Genomic DNA, 18,867 nt, shown 5'->3' with positions numbered 1-18,867 from the left:
GCCTATCCGTTTTAACTTGTTCCTGGATGGGTTTCGTTATAGAATGAGGAGGAAACAACCAGTAGTTATCTTTGAAAGGGGCTAAACAATATGTCAAACAACATAGAACAAAATTCAATTACTACAATCCGTACATTATCTATTGATGCAATCGAAAAAGCGAACTCTGGTCATCCTGGACTTCCAATGGGAGCAGCTCCAATGGCCTACACGCTATGGACTGATTTCATGAACCACAATCCTAAAAACTCAAAATGGTTTAATAGAGACCGTTTTGTTCTTTCAGCAGGCCATGGATCTATGCTTCTATATAGTTTGCTTCATTTATCTGGTTATAACGTGTCGATGAATGACTTGAAAGAATTTCGTCAATGGGATTCTAAGACACCAGGCCATCCAGAAGTACATCACACAGACGGTGTAGAAGCAACAACTGGTCCACTAGGTCAGGGGATTGCCATGTCAGTTGGGATGGCGATGGCTGAAGCACATCTATCTGCGAAATTTAACCAGGAAGATCTACAGATCGTCGATCACAACACTTATGCACTTGTAAGTGATGGAGATTTAATGGAAGGTATTTCACATGAAGCTGCTTCACTTGCTGGCCATTTAGGTCTAGGTAAGCTAATTGCACTATATGATTCCAACGATATATCTTTGGATGGCGATCTTAACCAATCTTTCTCTGAAAATACGGAAGAACGCTTTAAAGCATATGGATGGCAAGTAATTCGCGTTGAAGACGGCAACGATGTAAATGAATTAAGAAAAGCGATTAAACAAGCACAGGAGAATACTGATCAACCAACACTTATTGAAGTGAAAACAATTATTGGCTATGGTTCTCCTAATAAATCAGCATCAGCTTCTTCTCACGGTGCTCCTTTAGGTGCAGACGAAGTGAAACTAACTAAAGATTATTATAAATGGACCTATGAACAAGACTTCCATGTGCCAGAAGAAGTGTATGAAGATTTCCAAGAAAAAATTGGGAAACAAGGTGCTGAAGCAGAAGATAAATGGAACGCTTTATTGGCAACATACAATGAAAAGTATCCAGAATTGGCAAAGCAATTTGAATTAGCTATGAAAGGTGAACTGCCTGTTGATTGGGAAAAATCTCTACCTGTCTTTGAAGCAGGAAAAGACACCCTTGCAACTCGTGCTTCTTCTGGAAAAGTATTGAACGCTATTGCTAAAGCTGTTCCTAATTTCTTTGGTGGAAGTGCGGATTTAGCAGGATCAAATAAAACAACCATGAATGACGAAGAAGACTTCACGCGAAAAAATTATGCAGGTCGTAATGTTTGGTTTGGTGTACGGGAGCATGCTATGGGCGCAGCATTAAATGGAATGGCTCTTCATGGTGGATTGAAGGTTTATGCGGGTACTTTCTTTGTATTTAGTGATTACCTTCGTCCAGCAGTTCGTCTTTCTTCCATTATGAATGCACCTGTGACGTATGTATTCACACATGATTCCATCGCAGTAGGAGAAGATGGTCCGACGCACGAACCAGTTGAGCAATTAGCAGCTTTACGTGCTATGCCTGGCTTGTCATTAATTCGCCCAGCGGATGCTAATGAGACACAAGCGGCTTGGAGATTAGCAATTGAATCAACCAATCAACCTACCGCACTTGTGCTTACACGTCAAAACCTTCCTACTCTTGAAGGGACAAAAGAGTATGCATATGAAGGTGTTAAGAAAGGGGCATACGTTGTAAGTGATGCTACCAAAGAAACCCCAGATGCATTGCTCTTAGCGACAGGTTCTGAGGTACAGTTGGCTGTCTCTGCACAAACAGCCCTTAAAGAAAAAGGCATTGACGTTCGCGTTGTAAGCATGCCATCCTGGGATCGTTTTAATGCCCAAGATGCAGCATATAAAGAAAAAGTTATACCTTCTTCTGTCAAAAACAGAGTAGCAATTGAAATGGCAGCATCATTCGGTTGGGATCGTTATGTAGGTGACCATGGAAAAATTATTGCCATTGACCGATTCGGTGCATCAGCTAATGGTGATAGAGTTATAAAAGAATATGGTTTTACTGTAGAGAATGTCGTAGAACATGTAGAATCACTAACAAAATAGCTTGATTTTTTAGGATGAATAATCCATTTTAAGTCGAGAAAAACTAAATGAAATAGCATACCAATTCGCATTAGGATTGGTATGCTGTTTTTTTGTTTGAGATAGTTCACAGAATAAGACTACCATACGTTCAGTCGATCTAAAATTACTCTAATTTTTAATATATAAATTACGAATCTTAACTCTTTTAAGAGCTTTAAAAAGAGAACTTTCTAGTGGTATTAGGGCTTTTGTATATTTATAAACTTTTCTCGACAAAACAAGTTAAAATATCTCCGATGAACCGACATTATTTTAAAGCTTCTTTCCGTATAATAGAAGGAAAAGGGGGAAGTTTAGTATGTATGAATATACTGTATTCCGGATGAAGGAAGAGTTTTCTTGGCATTACTTCCATAAAAGTGATATTCTTTATCGTTTTATAAAACATTATCAGAAAGAATGTCAGCAAAGACCGGAGCTACAAATGCAATATGACTATAGTACCTATCCTTTTCCTGGAACACAGTTCTGTAAGATCGTAGAAGAGAAGCTGGATAAAACGATGTTTTCATACGAAACAAGAGATTTTTTACGATTATATAAAAATTCGACTAATATTCCTTTACATATAAGTGAAAAACATTTAAAATTTCGTTGTGAAACAATACTGGAAGCTGAAGAGATATTGTTTCCAATATTACGGGAGATTGACTCTACCTTCTTTATCATTGGAGAAAATACAGCGCAATATGGCTGGGTATCACCAGTTATTCGTATACGTGAACCAAAAAGTGGACAAGTATTGTATTCTTATCATTAATTCGATAACAGCCGTTAAAACCCTTATGCTACAAGGGTTGAGGGGCTAACCTAAGTTAATTAGCCCCAGTTTTAGCCCCAAATAGACGATTGGTGAATGCACTAACTGCTATTTCCTCGACTTCCTGGGTAGAATGCGAATAAACTTTGTATATCATATCTACATTATTTCCAAGACGTTTAGCGACAGTTTTTGGTGGCGTACCATTGTTTATTAAGATCGTTGCATGTGTGTGCCTTAATCCGTGAGGTGTTATGTGATTAATTTTAATTTCATCTTTGTCTAGTTGTTTGTATATTGATTTAAAGGCATGTTGCAAAACCATGTAACTACAAGGGGCTCCACTTTGGTTTGATATAAATACATAATCATTCTTCTTATCAAGCTTCATACCATATTGGAATTTTGTTTCTAAACACCACTTTTGGTATGCTAGGAGTTGGTCTATAATAAGATCATCGACTTTAATAGTTCGATAACTGTTTTTAGTTTTAGGGGTTCTCAGGCCATGATTATCTCTAGTACAATCTACAGTTATCGTTTTCTTTTTTAGATCAATATTTCCCCAATTTAATCCAAAAGCTTCCCCCTGACGTAACCCAGTAAAAGCCAACAACAAAATCATTGAATGAGCAGTTATGTTATTTCGCTTCTTAGAAGTTTCGAGAAAAATACTTAACTCTTCAGGAGTGAGGAAGTTTTCAAGAATTTCATCCTTCTCAATTCCCATCTTTTTAAATTTGTTGTGGGAAAGTATTTCATCATCAACTGCTGCGTTAACAACTCCCATGAACACATTATGGTGCCATTGAACAGAACTGGGTTTGTGAGTTTTAAGCAGACCATTTATAAAAACTCTTTTATACGTAGTCCTGTCTAACTTCTGAAGGGTATATTTTCCAATACGCGGTTTGATCTGTTTATCTATAGATTTCTTTCGTTGGACCCTTGTCGTTATCTCCCAATCTTTACTATAAGTTTCATACCAAATATCAATCCATTCTGATACAGTCATTCGATCATACTGAACTTGACGAGTGTTTCCTTTAATAGTTTCAGACTTGACTTCTAATAGTGCTTTAATTGCTTCCTTTTCAGATTTAAAGCTGCTTTTTTTCTTCTCTTTACGCTTTCCGGAATCATCATAATACTTATGTCGATACATCCATAACTTTTCTTTATCTTTACCGATATAAAAGTATACTTCTGGATCCTTTTTTGACTTGTTTAATTTCAATTTAATCATCCCTTTTTCTAACGTGGGTAGACGTTTTTTGGGGGACAAACGGTTTGCATCACCTCCTAAAATAAGAATGCTTGTTCTGTTTTAAGGGTAAATTTTTTTATAAAGAAGTTGTTTAGGTATACGATAAGACTCAATTGCATCTTGAACCGTTATAGGATTAACAACCTCTTTAGACAGCAATAATTCTATTGCAAACTCATTGGCTTCTTTTTCAATTTTTTCATTTGAAAAATAGGTACTAGATTTTAAAAATGGTGTGCTAACTTCTGGATGTAAAATGGCGTGTCCCATTTCATGAGAACAAGTAAATATTTGTTGCTCAGTAGATAATGACTCGTTTACATGAATAAGAGAAACACGACACTGTCTAGTATGGAATCCTAAAATATTACCAAGTGGGACATGTCTAACCACTATACCCATTGCTTCAGCTATCACGTATGGGTTATTGGTGTTGTGTGTCCTAACTAGTTGATCAACCTTCTTTTTAATATCCACAAGCCCACTCCTAGTCTCTATATTTATTAGGGGTGAATTTCTTCTTCGCAATTCTCTTTGCTATACGAAGTGATTGTTCTAAGGATGCTAATAATAGTTCTCTATCTTCTGGATCCAGTTCATCAGGCGTACTTCCATCTGCCATGGCGAAACCACTGTTGTTAAAATCATTTAAAATGTTTTCTAATTCTTTCTGTATGTCTCTTTCGTCCTTATCAGTAAGTTCATAATATCTTTTCTTATCTGTACGACCAAGTAGGTAATCAGTGGATACGTCAAAGTAGTCGGCTACCCTGATTAGGTTTGTTCCTTTAGGAATATTTTTCTTCCAAGAATATAAAGAATTTTTACCAATTCCAAGTTTTTCTTCTAGATTATTTACTGAAATACCTTGTTCATCGCAAAGTTTTTTTAAGCGGTCAAAAGCCGTCATATCAATGTTTCCTTTCCTTGGCACTCCTAAAGTTAAAACTAGATTTTATTTTGATGTTGACTTTTAAAACTAGATTTAATATACTCTAGGTAAGCTATTTGATTAGCAAAAAGACAATAAAAAATTCGACCTATCTAAATACATTTTCAATGCTGGGGAGCAGGTAAAATGTGATGTTGCAGGCTTTTTAAAGTCTTATTTAGCTATGGCTTTATATTAAAACTAGTTTTAATATTTGTCAATGGTTTTTGCTAATTATTTAGCCATAAGTTTAATTATGCGCTGTGACACCTAGCCAACGAAGGTGTAACTAAATAAAAGTGGGGTGAAATCATGTCAGAGGACTTAAGTATTCGAGTTCGTTCAGAACTTTATAAGAAGAAAATGAAGCACGCTGAATTAGCAAAAGTATTAGGGATATCCGGACCTTATTTATCCGATATTCTTAACGGAAAGAGAACTGGTCCAAAAGCACAAGAACATATTAAACACATTAAAAAGATCCTGGGTATCTAGGAGGAATGTAGCGTGATTCCCGCACAAGTACAAGTAAGTATTGATGAAAAAGCAGTTCAAAAGTTTATCGAAGGTGAATTGGAGAAGCAAATTAATCAGCAATTGCTATTGGTAGACATTAACAAGCTTTCCGAATTAACTTGCATGTCAGTCAGGTATTTAGAAGAAGAAATTCTACGTGATCCAAGAATCAGAGTTCATGAACGCAAGAAAAATCGAAAACGGTGGTGGCTTGCACAACCTACCTTTAAAGCAATCGAGGAAATTGTATCTGAGTGGTGAAAAATAAAACGTGGGTAGACGTTACGATAACTCATTTTCAAAAGAGAAACAAATTATCGAATGAGAGGAGCTGCAGACGAATGAAGCATGAAGAACTAGAAAGCTTCCGTGAACGTTTCAAGGAAATAAAGAAAGGCAAAGAACCAGTTCGTACAACACGCCTAGCAGTATTAATGACAGACATGGAACAGTGCTATAACATTCCAATGCGTTACTCAACTGCTTATGCATATCACAATCCAGAAGTTATGAAGCTCTATCGAGAAATAAGCTATGCAAGGGATATATAAGGGAGGGAAACTAAATGGCTTTACTAGATCATTACAAGATGGAGGACATGCCTAAGGTCTTAGATCATATTGAAAATCTAATGAATGCAGGCCTTGATGGATTAAAAGCTGCAGAGACTGCCAATCAAGACTTAAAGAAGAATGCAGTATTTCAAATAGAACATTCATTTAATGAGCTCTTTGCACTTCATGAGAAGAAGATAAAGAGCGAACAAATTGCTTCTGCAGAATACACTCAAAGGCATTGGTTCTGATGAAAAAGCTAACGGCTGCTGATTGGTTCTATAACGTGTTGTTCGTAATTGTTCTTATCTGGATTAGACATTTATTAGTTACTTACTGAAAGGGGGTGAGAATCTATGAAACGATCAAGCTTAATCGGAGCAATAGCAGTCGGATTGTTCCTGGCATTAATCATTTAAGGGGAGGTGAGTTAATTGGATTTAGGAGTAGCTGGAAGCATTGGAGTCAAGCAAATATCAGGTGAAATTATAGATGCAAAAATTAATGAATGGCTTGTAATAAATGCAGATGTTGAGGTCATTGACATTAAATTTAGCGCAAGTGCTAATGAAGAAGAAATGGTAGCAGATGCATTAATCATTTATCGAAGGGAGTCTTAATGAATGGATATAAAATTTAAATCTCTTACTCTACAAAATTTTAAAAGCCACCAGGAACTAACCGTAAACTTTGGCGAGCGCACGGTAATCACTGGTGACAACACAAAAGGTAAAAGCTCCATTGGAGAAGCTGTTACATGGTTATTATACGGTACAGACTTAATGGGGTCTACCAAATTCGACCCATTTCCTAGTAATTACGAAGCAGAAGAAACATTGGTTTCACTATTGCTAAGCGTTGATGGGATGGAAACTTTGCTAGGACGATCTCTAAATAAAGGTAAGGCAACTTACTACATTAACGAGGTTCCAAGCAAAGCAACGGATTATAACGAGTTACTGGATAAACTATTTGATAAAGATCTTTTCTTGTCACTGTACAATCCAAATTACTTTTTTACGCTGCACCCAACTAAGGAGCAAAGACCAATGCTTTTAAAGTATGTATCAGCTCCAGCAAATAAAGAAGTGTTTAAGGAGTTGCCTAGAGCACAAGCAGAAAAACTTGCTGAACTGGTTAAGAAACATTCTATGACCGACCTAGAAAAAATACATCGTGAGAACAAGACCAAGTTAGAAAAAATGTATATTGCTGCACAGAGTCGCACCAAAACGCTTAAAGAGCAATATGAGAACAACGCTCCAACCGTGCCTTTAGAATCTCTGCAGGTGGAAGATAGTCAGCTGCTTAAACAGATTAAAGAAATTGAAAAGGTTACGGACTCTGCAGGTGATAGCAACCGAGAATATAACAATCTTCAATCACAAGTGAAGGCTCTTACGGATCAGGTTGCTATGTCTAAGGAACGCTGGCCAAAGCTTAAGAATGAAGTAATTGAAGATACTTGCCGTACTTGTAAACGTCCGTTAGATGATGAAGCTGTGCAGGCTGTAGAAAAAGATAAAGAAAAACGCACACAAGAGTATAAACAACAGCATGCAAATTTAGTTGCAAAGCGCAACGCATTAAGAGAGCAGCTAAAAGAACTGGAATACATTGACGTTACGGAACAGATTAACCAGGTTCGCGATTTGGAAGACAAACGTTTTCCAATCCAACAGGAGATCATTAAGCATAAACAGATCGAAGCACTTAAAGAACAGTTGGAAGAAGCTCAAACAGCTGAGAAAGATACACTTGATTCGCTCAATGAGTCCATCTTCATTATTGACAGCATTAAAGCATTCTATGCCCAAGAAGCAGAGCTGCAAGCTGAAAAGGTACAAGCCTTGTTTGACATCTTATCTATTAATCTATTTAAAGAGCAGAAGAACGGGGACATTAAGCCAGACTTTGAGATTGAAATGGATGGCAAAGGTTATCGCAAGCTTTCTTTATCGGAAGGCATTAGAGCAGGGTTAGAACTTAGAGAAGTGCTATCCGAACAAAGTGATCTAGTTGCTCCAGTATTTGTAGATAACGCTGAATCCATTACCAAGTTCAAAGAACCAACTGGTCAGCTGATCATTAGTCGAGTAGTGGCAGGTCAGGAATTGACAATTGAGGTTGAAGAGTAATGAAACACGGAAAAAAGCCCACCCGCAGACACAAGGACATTCTAACATCCAAAAAGCTTAACCCGAACAACTGGCTTATAGTAAAGGATCTTGCGCATCTCGAGCAACGGTTAGTAGTTGTTCATAGGGAAACTGGCAACAGCAAAAATATTCATTTAGGAGGAAATCAGTAATGGCAAATAACCAATTACAAGCACATATCACACCAGAAATTCAGGAAGCATTCAAACCAGAAGTCTTAGAAGTAATAAGGGGTTCAATTGCTCCAACAGCAAACGATCAGGAGTTTCTACTCTTTGCACATAAGGCTGCATCTTATGGACTTGATCCATTTAAAAATGAAATCTTTTTTATCAAGTATGGCAACACAGCACGCATCCAGTTTGCTGCAGAAGCTTACCTTTCTAAGGCTCGAGAAAAAGAAGGATTCCAGCCACCAGATACGCAGATGGTTCATGAGAATGACGAATTTAAAATTGCTATGAACAAAGAAACCAAAGAAATGGAAGTTGTGCAGCATGAAATTGGTTTCCCTCGAGGGAAGATCATTGGCGCATACTCTATTGCTTATAGAGATGACCACAGACCAGTTACAGTGATTATGGATATTACGGAAGTGGATCATATGTTTACTGGCCAAAACAAAGATAACTGGAAGAAATGGACAGCAGATATGTTTGGAAAGCATGTTCAGCAACGTGCTCTTAAGAAGCAATACGGTCTAGAGTTTGACGATGAAACGATTAACAACGGGGAAGGGCAAGGTGCTCAGGGATACAAACCAAAGGAGCGCAAAGATATTACTCCAAACCCAGATACAATTGATCAACCAGAAGACAATCCTAAAGAAGAAGATCCGCTCCAAAAGTTGAGAAAAGAAATGAAACAGAAATTCAAACAGCTTGGAATAACAACTAATGCCAAGATCGGTAAATACGTTGAAGACAACAACGTCAAGATGAGTGATCCGGCAACTGAGGCTGAACTAGTTGGCTTAATCGAATTACTGGACGTACACCTAGAAATGCAAGAAGCACAAGCGCAGGCTTCTGATGATGAAACACTCGACTAAGTACTTGCCACAAGTAATTGTTTTTGAACGCAGGCCGGACTGTGAGCTATGCGGTAAAGAAATGAATCCTGGTAAAGAAGAATACTATCGCGGGCTTAAAATTTGCCCACGATGCCAGGAGGAAATGAGGGGTACGAAATGAAAGTTGACATTTTAGCTTCCGGATCGGCTGGTAACTGCATTGCCCTAACAAGTGGAGAATCTACCATTCTAGTAGATGCTGGAATAACTAAAACAAAGATAGAGAAAAGGCTTCTGGAAGTTGGTATCACACCAAACAAGATTGAGGCTATCTTTATAACTCACGCTCACAAGGACCATACAAAAGGGTTGCCGTTGGCTAATAAATATAAAATACCAGTCTTTGCTGGCGAAAAAGAATGGAAGGATATTGATTTAGTGAATGAGGACTTATGTTATATAGCTGATCAAGAGTCGGTGTTAGTACCTTTCTCGGATGAGGATTGGGTATTCGAAGTATCAGCTTTTGATGTTCATCATGATGCATACGAACCTAAAGGCTATGTGATTGAAAATGTTGACGGGAACTTTAAAGCTTCTATCTGTCTAGATACAGGAAAAGTAGACGAGCTTATGCTATTTCAGATGAGACACAGCGATATTTACATCATAGAGAGCAACCACGAACCAAGAATGGTAGAAGCTTCTGATTATCCCAACATCGTAAAGGCTAGGGTCCTCTCTCATGTAGGGCATCTATCAAATGAGCAGACAGCTGCAGCACTTGCGGAATTAGTCCAGGGCAACGGAGAGCAAATCTATTTAACTCACTTATCTAGCAATAACAACATGACTGCCCTGGCTGAAATGACTACCGTTAGAGCGTTGATGAAAAAAGGATTAAAAAGAGACACACATTATAAATTGGAGGTTGTTTGAATGGAGCCAGTAAAACTTCCCAAAGATGTTGCGAATGCTTTGGATTTTCATTATAACCAGTGGAAAACCATGTCGAGGGATTCTATTAATCTAATGCTTATGGCTATTCCGGTGTCTATGGTGCACGGACCGGCACAAATTATAAAGGAATATGCTAAAGATAATCCAACAACGTATTTAAGAGCAATCCTCCATGGTTATATTCCTGAAATCGACCTTTCAAGTGAATTGGAGAAGATGATCAAAGTTTGGCTAGACAAGCCATATGTAGATAACGAGCAACGAGATATAAGTAACTTCGCGAAAATGGTCACCAAACTATTTCAACAATGAACGGATGATTAACTATGGCAAATCCACAAAGAGAAAATGGATATACAGGGATTGCCAATGAAATTCTGGACGAAATCATGAAGGCCAATCTCAATGGGACACAGTTTCGACTCGTGATAGCTATATGGAGAAATACATATGGCTATCAGAGAAAACATAGAGAACTTTCCGTTACCTACCTTGCAGAAGTTATTAATTCTAGTCGTAGTGCTGTTGATCGGGAGCTTAAAGTATTAATCGCAAGGAACGTTATTAATTCCATAGAGATTGGTCAGAAAGGGGCGAGAGTTTTGACATTCAACAAGAATTATAAAGAATGGGACAAGAAAGAAAGTAGCAAGGAACCTGGTCCTGAGATAAAAACGAATAAAAAACCTAAACAAAAGAAAACGAAATACACCGAAGACAACACCTATTATAAAATGGCCGTTTATTTTCATACACTTATCACTGCTGTAGCAAAAGAAGCAGGTGTGGAGCACTTAGTTAAGAAAGCGAACCTACAAAACTATGCTGATGAATTTAGGAAGCTTGTCGAACTGGACGGAGTAACCAAAAAGCAAGCAAAAGAAGTCATGGATTGGGTTACGCAGCATTCTTTCTGGAAGACTAATATCCTATCAGCTAAGAAGTTACGGGATAAGTTTATGGATCTTGCCATTAGAATGAACGAAGAGAAAAAGCCTTCTCAGCCGAAGCAACATCCAGACCATCGCGATATGGAAATCGCACTTCAACAATGGATAGCAGAAGGGAAGGATCCGGATGAATTCAAATGGACTAATTGAAGACTTATCAGCTGAACAATCTGTGCTCGGTGCAGTGTTTTTGGATCCCAATGTACTTGATGACATTATCTTTCTTGAGGATCGAGACTTTAAAGATCTAAGACACCAACAAATCTACCGTGTTATGAGGTGGCTAGAAGATAAAGAACAGCCAGTAGATGTAGTAACTGTTACAGAAATGTACGTGAAGAACAATCGCGCAAATGAGGTAAGTGTATCTTACTTCACTCAACTAGCAGAATCATGTCCGACTACAGCCAATGTAATGCAACACGCTAATATAGTTCGGTCTAAGGCTGTGCGTAGACGAGGTGCAGAGATAGGAAACAAGATAGCTGAAACGTCTAGAGAAGACTTTGATAGTGATGATGAATACTTTGCTGCAGTAGAAGCACTTGCTACAGAGATACGACCAAAAGAGAAGGGACGGATGAAAAGCATGGCTGAAACAAGACAGACCTATTTCCAGCACCTTACTAACAAGGAAGTTAATTATATTGAGACAGGATTTCCTCAGTTTGATACATGGGCAAAAGGCGTTTATAGAGGAGACTTATTTGTCTCAGCTGGTCGACCTTCTGTAGGTAAAACCGCAAAGCTTTTACAAAGGACTATGGGAGTGGCTTATTCGGGGCCAGTCCTTATCTGGTCACAAGAAATGGATGATGCACAGCTTAAGGATAGAATGGTTTCCAATATGACTGATATTCCTTATAACAAGATACGGAATAAAGAACTTAGCCCGCGCCAGTATGGAGAGATTGAAGAAGCATACAACCGATTGGAAAAACTACCAATCTACATTCAAGACAGCAGCGGTGTGACTATTGAAGAAGTTAGAGCCACAGCTAGAAGGTTTAAAAGGCAACTTGGCGATATTGCCATGATAGCTGTAGATTACCTGCAGATTATGAAAATACCACAGAAGAATGGCGAAAACAGGTCCACTGCAATAGGTAATGTTACGGGAGCCGCTAAACAAATAGCGCGTGAAATAAATTGTGTGTTCATGATGTTATCTCAAATGACAAGAGATAGTGACAAAAATCCAAAGAAGCCCACTCTATCAGAATTAAAGGAATCAGGGTCCATCGAACAAGATGCAGATGTAGTTGAGTTCCTTTGGCTGGATCCACGCGACACCGAACCTAACGGCAAGGTAGTGCAGCAGTTTATTGCTAAAGGGCGTAACACAGGCTTGAATGAGTTCCGCCTCTTATTTAGAGGATGGAAACAGCAATTTGTGGAGCTGGACAAGAAGAGGTGAATAATCAAATGAAACCAGTAGACGTTCAACACAAACGCATGGAAGCCCATGTTATTGAGCAATTAAAAAAGCATGGTTATACAGATATTGAAGGAAAGACTTTTCGGGAGTTAAAAACCAAACTAGCAACCATTAGAGCTATGAAAGGCGTAGATAGATAATGAGATTCGTAGGAATTGACCCAGCTTCTAAAACAGGTTTCGTTGCACTTGATGAAAACGGAAATGTGTTAAAAGCAAAGGAATTAACAGGCATAAGTGATAAGGATCCAAAGCGAATGATCACTTTAATAAGTGAAGTAGTTGATCATGTGCAATCAGGTGACATTATCACCATTGAAGGTTTCCCTTTCAGTACGCAGAAAGCTATGTTTGCAGGTGGATTACATCACGGGATCCGGAATGAACTCTATAAGCGTAAATTGAGATATTACGAAGTTGCTCCTAACGCAGTTAAAAAGTTTGTAAATGAAACTGGCTGGACAGGTGAACCAGGTAATAAGAAACGGTTAAAAGGAGCAGCTAAGAAAAGAGCTGTAATGAATGCAGTAGAAAAACACTTTGGCTTTATTCATCCTAGCGACAACGTGGTAGACGCTTATATTATGGCTCAAATAGCTAGATCACTAGTGTTAAAAAAGGTTCAGTTTAACTATCAAGCTGAAGTATTAACCAAAGTACAACTAGGATAATTATAAAAAGCACTTAGAGCCATTTTGAGAGATTCTAAGGTTTACGAATATAAATTGTTCGCATTAGGTGTTAAAAATCAAATGTCGCTTAGAATAGTGGCTAAATTAATAGGAGGAATAAGTTCATGTCTAAAATGGAAGTGAAAGTGTTATTTAAGAAGATCCAGAAGGACGATAAAAAGGAAGTATTGGAGTTTCATATACAAGGGGGCGGGCTAGAACATTCAGATGAGCTGGTCACACTTGCCGGTAATATTGCTGTACTAGAAGTAGAGGGTAGTGAGGCTGGGCAATTATCTACAGAGTTTAAGTCAATCCAGCGAGATAGCAAAAAGACTGTCCTAAAATTTAATGTAAAAGGTGACAATGAAAACAAAGTGCTGCAGCTGTACAAATTCGCGGGGAGTACCGTAACACTTTTCCTTGAACCGTCTCAGCTAAGTATTGAAGAATTTGAAGAGGGCGCAGAGGATCACCAAGGCATTGACTACAGTGTGGGTAGTGATGAAACTGTAGAAGTAGCAGAAGGACAAGTAAGCATGGACGATATACCAAATGTGGAAGATGATGACGTGAGCTTTGACCATCCAGACATTCAATTTGATGATGATGAAGTATTAAATTAATAGATTCGGTCCTGGGAAACTGGGACCACTCCTATTTAAAGGGGGATGCTACTATATGAGTTTCGAATTGCCAGAGTTAGATAGAAAAGCAACACAACAGGAAGTAGAAGCAGCGTTGGAAAAGTATCGACTCTTTAAATACTTAACATTCGAGGAAAGAGAGACATCCATTACAGTGAGTTATGATGACGTAGGTGGTGGTAAAGCGAATACTATTAGTGATCAAACAGGTATGGCTGCTACCCATAATGTCGATGAGAAAGAGTACAGAAAAAAATACTGTGATCGGATTGAACGTGCTGTGAGACGATTACCAAAAATGGAAAGGTTTTTGATCGAGGAGCGATATTTGAGTGAGGACGCTGAATATTTATCAGATTATAAGGTATACTGCTTTACATTCCAACCACCAATAAGTGAGAAAACATATGCCAAGATACGTTGGAAAGCTTTTTACAAGCTAGCTTTGAACCTGAATATTGCAGTAACAAAAGAATACACGAATAACTAACTCGCTGAAATGTAAGTTTCTGCTTCGGTGGAGAAACATACAAAACAACATACTAATTAACAGACCAAATCGAATATGATTTGGTCTTCTTATTTTTCTTTATATTCTTCGAAATACAGTATTCTTATAAACCAAGGAAGTAATTTGTAATTTTGTGTTAAAGTATTGATATGATGTTTCGAATTAAAAGTTATTCAACTAACGGGGCAGGATAGTGCAAGAGTCAGTTATTATCTTAAAATGATGAGGTGATTTAATGAAAACTAATAAAATAAAAAGTTCTTTAATTGTCGCTAAAAAGCTTATCCCATTTATAGCAACAAAAACTGAGGATGAACTATCGTCAGAACTTGTTGCACGTTTCGAACTTTATCCAGAAAATACACGACGACCTGTCAACAAAATATTATTTAGAAACGATTATTTTCAATTGACATATAGTATGAAGAAAAAAGATTTGGTTATATCATCCAGAGGAGATATTGTCTATTCAGCCATTCCTTATGATACAGCTAGGAATTATATCCAACGTGCAACTATTCAGTACTTACTCCATCCAGAAGAGGTACGCGAGTATATTAAAATGCATAAAGGTAATTTAGAAAAATACATTATGCTTAGTATTTTTCAAGCTACAAAAAAACGTGTTGATAAAAACTCTTTTGAAGTTAAACAAGCATATAATGCAATATTTCAAAATCCATTATTTGAGATTCAAATTCTTGGGCGACTACTGCAGCATGATGAAACTGGACCTATTTCTGCAAATTTAGCAGGTAAGTTCTTGTTTAGTGAGAATGTAAACACAGGAATATCCGAGTATATTTTCGAATATCATAACTTTGTCGTTCAACTTACTAAATCTTTACCCATAACAACTGATGGAAAGAGTGTTAAATTGTTAGAAACAAATCTTCTAAAGCGATCTCTTGCTAATAATAGAAATAAGGATAAGTTTTTAACCTATAAATCAGATATAAAACCAGCATTGAGTTTAGTACCTCAAGCAGAAAAGGTAAATACAGAAAATCCAATCATCATTGCCAAACAGTCCTTGAATTTAAATGATAAGCCGATTTTACGATCAAGATCAGGGAAAGAAATCTCTGAAGTTAGAAAAAATTATATTCCGCATAGTGTTCATCCTAAAGAATCAGAAAAATATTTTGAAAATGTTCTTTCGACAGAGAATACAAATTTACTGAATGTTGTCTCTGATGTCCACACTATTGACGGGAATCTTCCATTTATTAACAGGAATTTCAATATATTGGTAGGGGATATTTCAGATTCTCGTGCAACAAACGGAGATATTAAAGGTATCTATGTAATTGGAAATCATGAATTAGTAGATGTATTGCCGGATAATAATAATATAGACGAACTGCAAGGAAAAAAATGGAGTCTATTTTGGAATAGTAAATGGTTTAAACAACTCTTAGAAAATCCTGATGAGTCATGGCACATGTTGCCTGTGGGTAACCATAGATTTTACGAGGTAGTAAAGGTTGAACTTGAAAAACGATTTCCACAATTAAACGTATTACATAATAATCATATAGTTCATGAAGGAATCCGGTATATTGGGCTCACAATACCTGTTGCTTTAGTTAAGAGAAAGGATGAGCAACAAAAGTTTATTCTTAAATCATTAAAGGAATTACTAAACAACGATTATGATATTCCAACAATAATAGTTTCACATGCACCACTGTTTAATGAACTGAGTATGCTTTCAATAAAAAGCAAGGCGTATAATAAGGATTACAATTTGTCTGAACCGAAAATTGAAAAATTATTTAAGGAATATAATATAATCGGAGCCATACATGGTCATCATCATATACCAGCATCATCTGGCCAAAGCAAAATTGTGAAATTTGCAAGCAAAGAGCTCTTTGTGGTGTGCTCAATTTATTCTAAAATGAATACAGGATTTGAGTTAATGAATCTGATAAATCCCAAGCTAACAAACTAAGAGAATCAATCAAAAAAGTTTTAAGCTATAGGTATTCCATCCTTTGATGTTTTGTTAGATTCTTTATTTGATTAAAAGTATATGGTCTGTTATCTATTCATTAGTTCTTATTATAGTAATTTTGTTTTTACTTTTTAAATATGTAATTGAAAATGGATGATGTCACATTTTAGTTAGTCGATTCTACACTAACGGGTGCTTTAATTGAATAAGAAAATTGTAAAAACAAAACGCTTGGATATTAAAATTCAAGCGTTTTGTATATATTTATGTTGCTAAAAATAGTGCGTTTAGTTTGTCTAATTAGATTGCTTTTTAAATCTTCTCCACAGTATCGGAACTACTTAGATTAAATGGCGGGTTTTTTACGAAAAAAAATCGAAATAATTCCAGTTTATTTACCGTTAATTTACAAGAAACTTTGTTGAAAAGGTGATAAATTTATATTATCGGAAAACCAATTAGACATAACCAAATCACAAGCGAATATTTGTTTGTACCCTAATTAGGGACACCTTTTGCTATACCCTAACTAGAGTACAGTGTTGTACCCTACGTAGAGTACAGTGCTATACCCTAACTCGGGTACAGTGAAAATTTTTCCTTCATATAATGTCAAAACGCTAAAGAAAGAATTAAAGAAAGATATAAAGAAAGATACTAGCAAATGATTCTTTTATTATTTTAATAATCTTCTTCTTATGTCGATATAAAAATTATTATGAAGGGGGAGATAATTTGAATATCGATGTTTTCTTTAAAAATGATTTGCAAACAAGTAAAACAGTAGAATTGAGTATGTATCCAAACATTCCAGGAATTGACGAAGTGATACAACATAAGTTATTGGGTCATCAATTAATTGAAACAAAAAATGGTTATCTATTATTATTGGATCTGGAGAATCCGGATACAGAAGAAAAATATACCTATAGCTTTGCAGACATCAAAGAGGTTGACCCACAAAATTTCTCTCAAGATTTCTCTAAATATTATCTGTATTGTTATAATAGAGCAATTGAAATCAAAAAAAACGGGCTAAGAGAATTACTAGAATCCGGAGTGAAATTGACTGAAGATCAACATGATTTACTAAATTCTAGTGAAGAAATTGATACTTACCGTATTTTGTTCAAGAAATAACAACAATATTATTCTATTCAAGTTTCAAGACATCTCATTGAGATGTCTTTTTGTTATATATGTTACTTTTAGGAAACTTTTTCCACATTATTTATATTTGTATTCAATATAATTAACAACAAACCGATAATAGAATTAAATTATATAGGGGGTTTTATTTATGAAGAAATATCTTTTTACTTTGATAGTCGGATTAATTCTAATTTTAGCTGCGTGCGGTGATTCAGATCAGAGTGAAGATTCTACAGCAGAGGCTAGTGATGGAAACAGTAATGAATCTACTGAATCAAATTCTAACAAAGAGGAAGAAACAGAAGAAGAGTCAAAAGAAGATACAGATGTATATTTTAAAGACAACGAAGCTAAGATTAATGATTTGAAAATTAATATCACTGAAACAAAAGTTATCCCTGTTGGAGAACCAGGTAATGAATATGGAGAAAAACCGGTATTTGCTATCTGGTATGAAACTACTAATCTTACCGAGAAAGAATTAGATCCTACTACAGCGTGGATGGCAGTATTTACTGCAATACAAGACAATGACCCCAATGCAGTAAATGAATTAGAAGTAGGAATGCTACCAGATGAAGCCCATCAAGATTCACAATTAGAAACCATTAAGAAAGATGGAACAGTAGAAAACTCTGTTTCCTATGAGTTAGATGATTTAGAAACACCAGTTACATTGGTGGCCACTCAAGGAATCATGGGAGACGAGATAGGAAGTCAAGATTACGAAATAAAATAAAGTTAATTCAAGTGAAGACATCTCATAGAAGGTGTCTTTTTATTATGGGGTGATTCCTATTCCTGAATACATTACTAAAGAACAGAAGCGTAAGTTCTACCGGTCTAGAGCTTGGGAAGAATTAAGATTAGAAGCATTAAAGCGTGACAACTATGAATGTCAGCATTGTAAAGCTGAGGGTATTGTAACTGTCGATTCTATTAAGCAAGAAGGTAAACGTAAAGAGACTGTACTTAATGTGGATCATAAGTATCCGATAGAAGATTATCCTAAGCTGGCGCTTGTGTTAGATAACCTACAGACATTATGTATTAACCATCACAACATTAAAGAAGGCAGGACGTTCGATAAGATAGGCAAGTCGAAGAAGAAGCGTATATGGGATGATGAATGGTGGTGATTAGGTGAAGAAATCAGTTGATGAAGCGAAGATTTGTTCCGACTGCAAACAACTTCATTACGATAATGGTATTCATCGTTGTAGTTTATATGACAATGCAAT

25 protein-coding genes are annotated in these 18,867 nt (G+C 36.6%); 22 read left to right on the top strand and 3 right to left on the bottom strand.

The features are described 5' to 3' along the window. Positions 1-90: 90 nt before the first annotated feature. The gene (tkt, locus tag K3T81_RS07575; protein ID WP_106896725.1) at positions 91-2,097 is read left to right on the top strand and encodes a transketolase; all 2,007 of its coding nucleotides are present in this window, start codon (positions 91-93) and stop codon (positions 2,095-2,097) included. A gap of 340 nt (positions 2,098-2,437) precedes the next feature. Next, on the top strand, positions 2,438-2,899 hold the full coding sequence (sirA, locus tag K3T81_RS07570) for a sporulation inhibitor of replication protein SirA (RefSeq protein WP_238019172.1): 462 nt from the start codon (positions 2,438-2,440) through the stop codon (positions 2,897-2,899). A gap of 55 nt (positions 2,900-2,954) precedes the next feature. Here the strand turns inward: sirA and K3T81_RS07565 are convergent, their stop codons facing one another. The 3 genes from K3T81_RS07565 to K3T81_RS07555 form a co-directional block, all read right to left on the bottom strand. Further along, positions 2,955-4,136 carry a tyrosine-type recombinase/integrase gene (locus K3T81_RS07565; protein WP_476703940.1) on the bottom strand — a complete coding sequence of 394 codons (1,182 nt, stop codon included), beginning with the start codon at positions 4,134-4,136 and terminating at the stop codon, positions 2,955-2,957. Positions 4,137-4,226: 90 nt separating this feature from the next. Further along, positions 4,227-4,643 (bottom strand): ImmA/IrrE family metallo-endopeptidase, encoded by a 417-nt coding sequence (locus tag K3T81_RS07560; protein ID WP_238019170.1) that lies wholly within the window; start codon positions 4,641-4,643, stop codon positions 4,227-4,229. 10 nt (positions 4,644-4,653) lie between these two features. Continuing rightward, complete coding sequence (locus tag K3T81_RS07555; RefSeq protein WP_238019168.1) at positions 4,654-5,076, bottom strand: helix-turn-helix domain-containing protein; 423 nt, start codon at positions 5,074-5,076, stop codon at positions 4,654-4,656. Between the two features lie 333 nt (positions 5,077-5,409). Here K3T81_RS07555 and K3T81_RS07550 point away from each other — a divergent pair, with 333 nt between their 5' ends. The 20 genes from K3T81_RS07550 to K3T81_RS19410 all read left to right on the top strand — a co-directional run bounded on the left by K3T81_RS07550 (position 5,410) and on the right by K3T81_RS19410 (position 18,765). Further along, the gene (locus tag K3T81_RS07550; protein WP_238019166.1) at positions 5,410-5,592 is read left to right on the top strand and encodes a helix-turn-helix domain-containing protein; all 183 of its coding nucleotides are present in this window, start codon (positions 5,410-5,412) and stop codon (positions 5,590-5,592) included. A gap of 12 nt (positions 5,593-5,604) precedes the next feature. Beyond that, entirely contained in the window at positions 5,605-5,874 is a 270-nt protein-coding gene (locus K3T81_RS07545; protein ID WP_238019164.1) for a hypothetical protein, read from the top strand. Between the two features lie 80 nt (positions 5,875-5,954). Then, on the top strand, positions 5,955-6,164 hold the full coding sequence (locus K3T81_RS07540) for a hypothetical protein (protein WP_238019163.1): 210 nt from the start codon (positions 5,955-5,957) through the stop codon (positions 6,162-6,164). 14 nt (positions 6,165-6,178) lie between these two features. Beyond that, the gene (locus K3T81_RS07535) at positions 6,179-6,418 is read left to right on the top strand and encodes a hypothetical protein (protein WP_238019162.1); all 240 of its coding nucleotides are present in this window, start codon (positions 6,179-6,181) and stop codon (positions 6,416-6,418) included. Between the two features lie 183 nt (positions 6,419-6,601). After that, positions 6,602-6,787 (top strand): hypothetical protein, encoded by a 186-nt coding sequence (locus K3T81_RS07530; RefSeq protein WP_238019161.1) that lies wholly within the window; start codon positions 6,602-6,604, stop codon positions 6,785-6,787. Between the two features lie 3 nt (positions 6,788-6,790). Beyond that, on the top strand, positions 6,791-8,305 hold the full coding sequence (locus K3T81_RS07525; protein WP_238019160.1) for an ATPase: 1,515 nt from the start codon (positions 6,791-6,793) through the stop codon (positions 8,303-8,305). Continuing rightward, positions 8,305-8,478, top strand: a complete 174-nt coding sequence (locus K3T81_RS19645) for a DUF6906 family protein (RefSeq protein WP_420830800.1) — start codon at positions 8,305-8,307, stop codon at positions 8,476-8,478. Before K3T81_RS07525 ends, K3T81_RS19645 begins: the two co-directional genes overlap by 1 nt. Then, positions 8,478-9,377 (top strand): RecT family recombinase, encoded by a 900-nt coding sequence (locus K3T81_RS07520; RefSeq protein WP_238019159.1) that lies wholly within the window; start codon positions 8,478-8,480, stop codon positions 9,375-9,377. The genes K3T81_RS19645 and K3T81_RS07520 overlap by 1 nt, the downstream gene beginning before the upstream one ends. Positions 9,378-9,515: 138 nt before the next feature. Next, positions 9,516-10,277, top strand: coding sequence for an MBL fold metallo-hydrolase (locus tag K3T81_RS07515; RefSeq protein WP_238019158.1), 762 nt, complete (start codon positions 9,516-9,518; stop codon positions 10,275-10,277). Further along, on the top strand, positions 10,278-10,610 hold the full coding sequence (locus tag K3T81_RS07510; RefSeq protein WP_238019157.1) for a hypothetical protein: 333 nt from the start codon (positions 10,278-10,280) through the stop codon (positions 10,608-10,610). It begins immediately after the preceding gene. Between the two features lie 14 nt (positions 10,611-10,624). After that, on the top strand, positions 10,625-11,398 hold the full coding sequence (locus tag K3T81_RS07505; protein WP_238019155.1) for a replication protein: 774 nt from the start codon (positions 10,625-10,627) through the stop codon (positions 11,396-11,398). Next, entirely contained in the window at positions 11,376-12,665 is a 1,290-nt protein-coding gene (locus tag K3T81_RS07500; RefSeq protein ID WP_238019153.1) for a replicative DNA helicase, read from the top strand. The genes K3T81_RS07505 and K3T81_RS07500 overlap by 23 nt, the downstream gene beginning before the upstream one ends. Before the next feature lie 8 nt (positions 12,666-12,673). After that, entirely contained in the window at positions 12,674-12,826 is a 153-nt protein-coding gene (locus tag K3T81_RS07495; RefSeq protein ID WP_238019151.1) for a hypothetical protein, read from the top strand. After that, positions 12,826-13,356 carry a RuvC family protein gene (locus K3T81_RS07490; RefSeq protein ID WP_238019149.1) on the top strand — a complete coding sequence of 177 codons (531 nt, stop codon included), beginning with the start codon at positions 12,826-12,828 and terminating at the stop codon, positions 13,354-13,356. The genes K3T81_RS07495 and K3T81_RS07490 overlap by 1 nt, the downstream gene beginning before the upstream one ends. A 125-nt stretch (positions 13,357-13,481) precedes the next feature. Further along, positions 13,482-13,982, top strand: coding sequence for a hypothetical protein (locus tag K3T81_RS07485; RefSeq protein WP_238019147.1), 501 nt, complete (start codon positions 13,482-13,484; stop codon positions 13,980-13,982). Between the two features lie 55 nt (positions 13,983-14,037). After that, the gene (locus tag K3T81_RS07480; RefSeq protein ID WP_238019145.1) at positions 14,038-14,493 is read left to right on the top strand and encodes an ArpU family phage packaging/lysis transcriptional regulator; all 456 of its coding nucleotides are present in this window, start codon (positions 14,038-14,040) and stop codon (positions 14,491-14,493) included. 256 nt (positions 14,494-14,749) lie between these two features. Then, positions 14,750-16,471, top strand: coding sequence for a metallophosphoesterase family protein (locus tag K3T81_RS07475; protein WP_238019144.1), 1,722 nt, complete (start codon positions 14,750-14,752; stop codon positions 16,469-16,471). Positions 16,472-17,209: 738 nt separating this feature from the next. Further along, on the top strand, positions 17,210-17,614 hold the full coding sequence (locus tag K3T81_RS07470; RefSeq protein ID WP_238019142.1) for a hypothetical protein: 405 nt from the start codon (positions 17,210-17,212) through the stop codon (positions 17,612-17,614). A 160-nt stretch (positions 17,615-17,774) separates the two neighbouring features. Beyond that, entirely contained in the window at positions 17,775-18,365 is a 591-nt protein-coding gene (locus K3T81_RS07465) for a DUF5067 domain-containing protein (protein WP_238019140.1), read from the top strand. Between the two features lie 49 nt (positions 18,366-18,414). Next, positions 18,415-18,765 (top strand): HNH endonuclease, encoded by a 351-nt coding sequence (locus tag K3T81_RS19410; protein ID WP_338044620.1) that lies wholly within the window; start codon positions 18,415-18,417, stop codon positions 18,763-18,765. Positions 18,766-18,867: the final 102 nt, after the last annotated feature.

Origin of the sequence: Oceanobacillus jordanicus (genome assembly GCF_022095695.1) — a bacterium.
Taxonomy (GTDB): domain Bacteria; phylum Bacillota; class Bacilli; order Bacillales; family Amphibacillaceae; genus Oceanobacillus_B; species Oceanobacillus_B jordanicus.
Note: the sequence above shows the minus strand (reverse complement) of the source record. Positions and strands in the feature narration are given on the sequence as shown.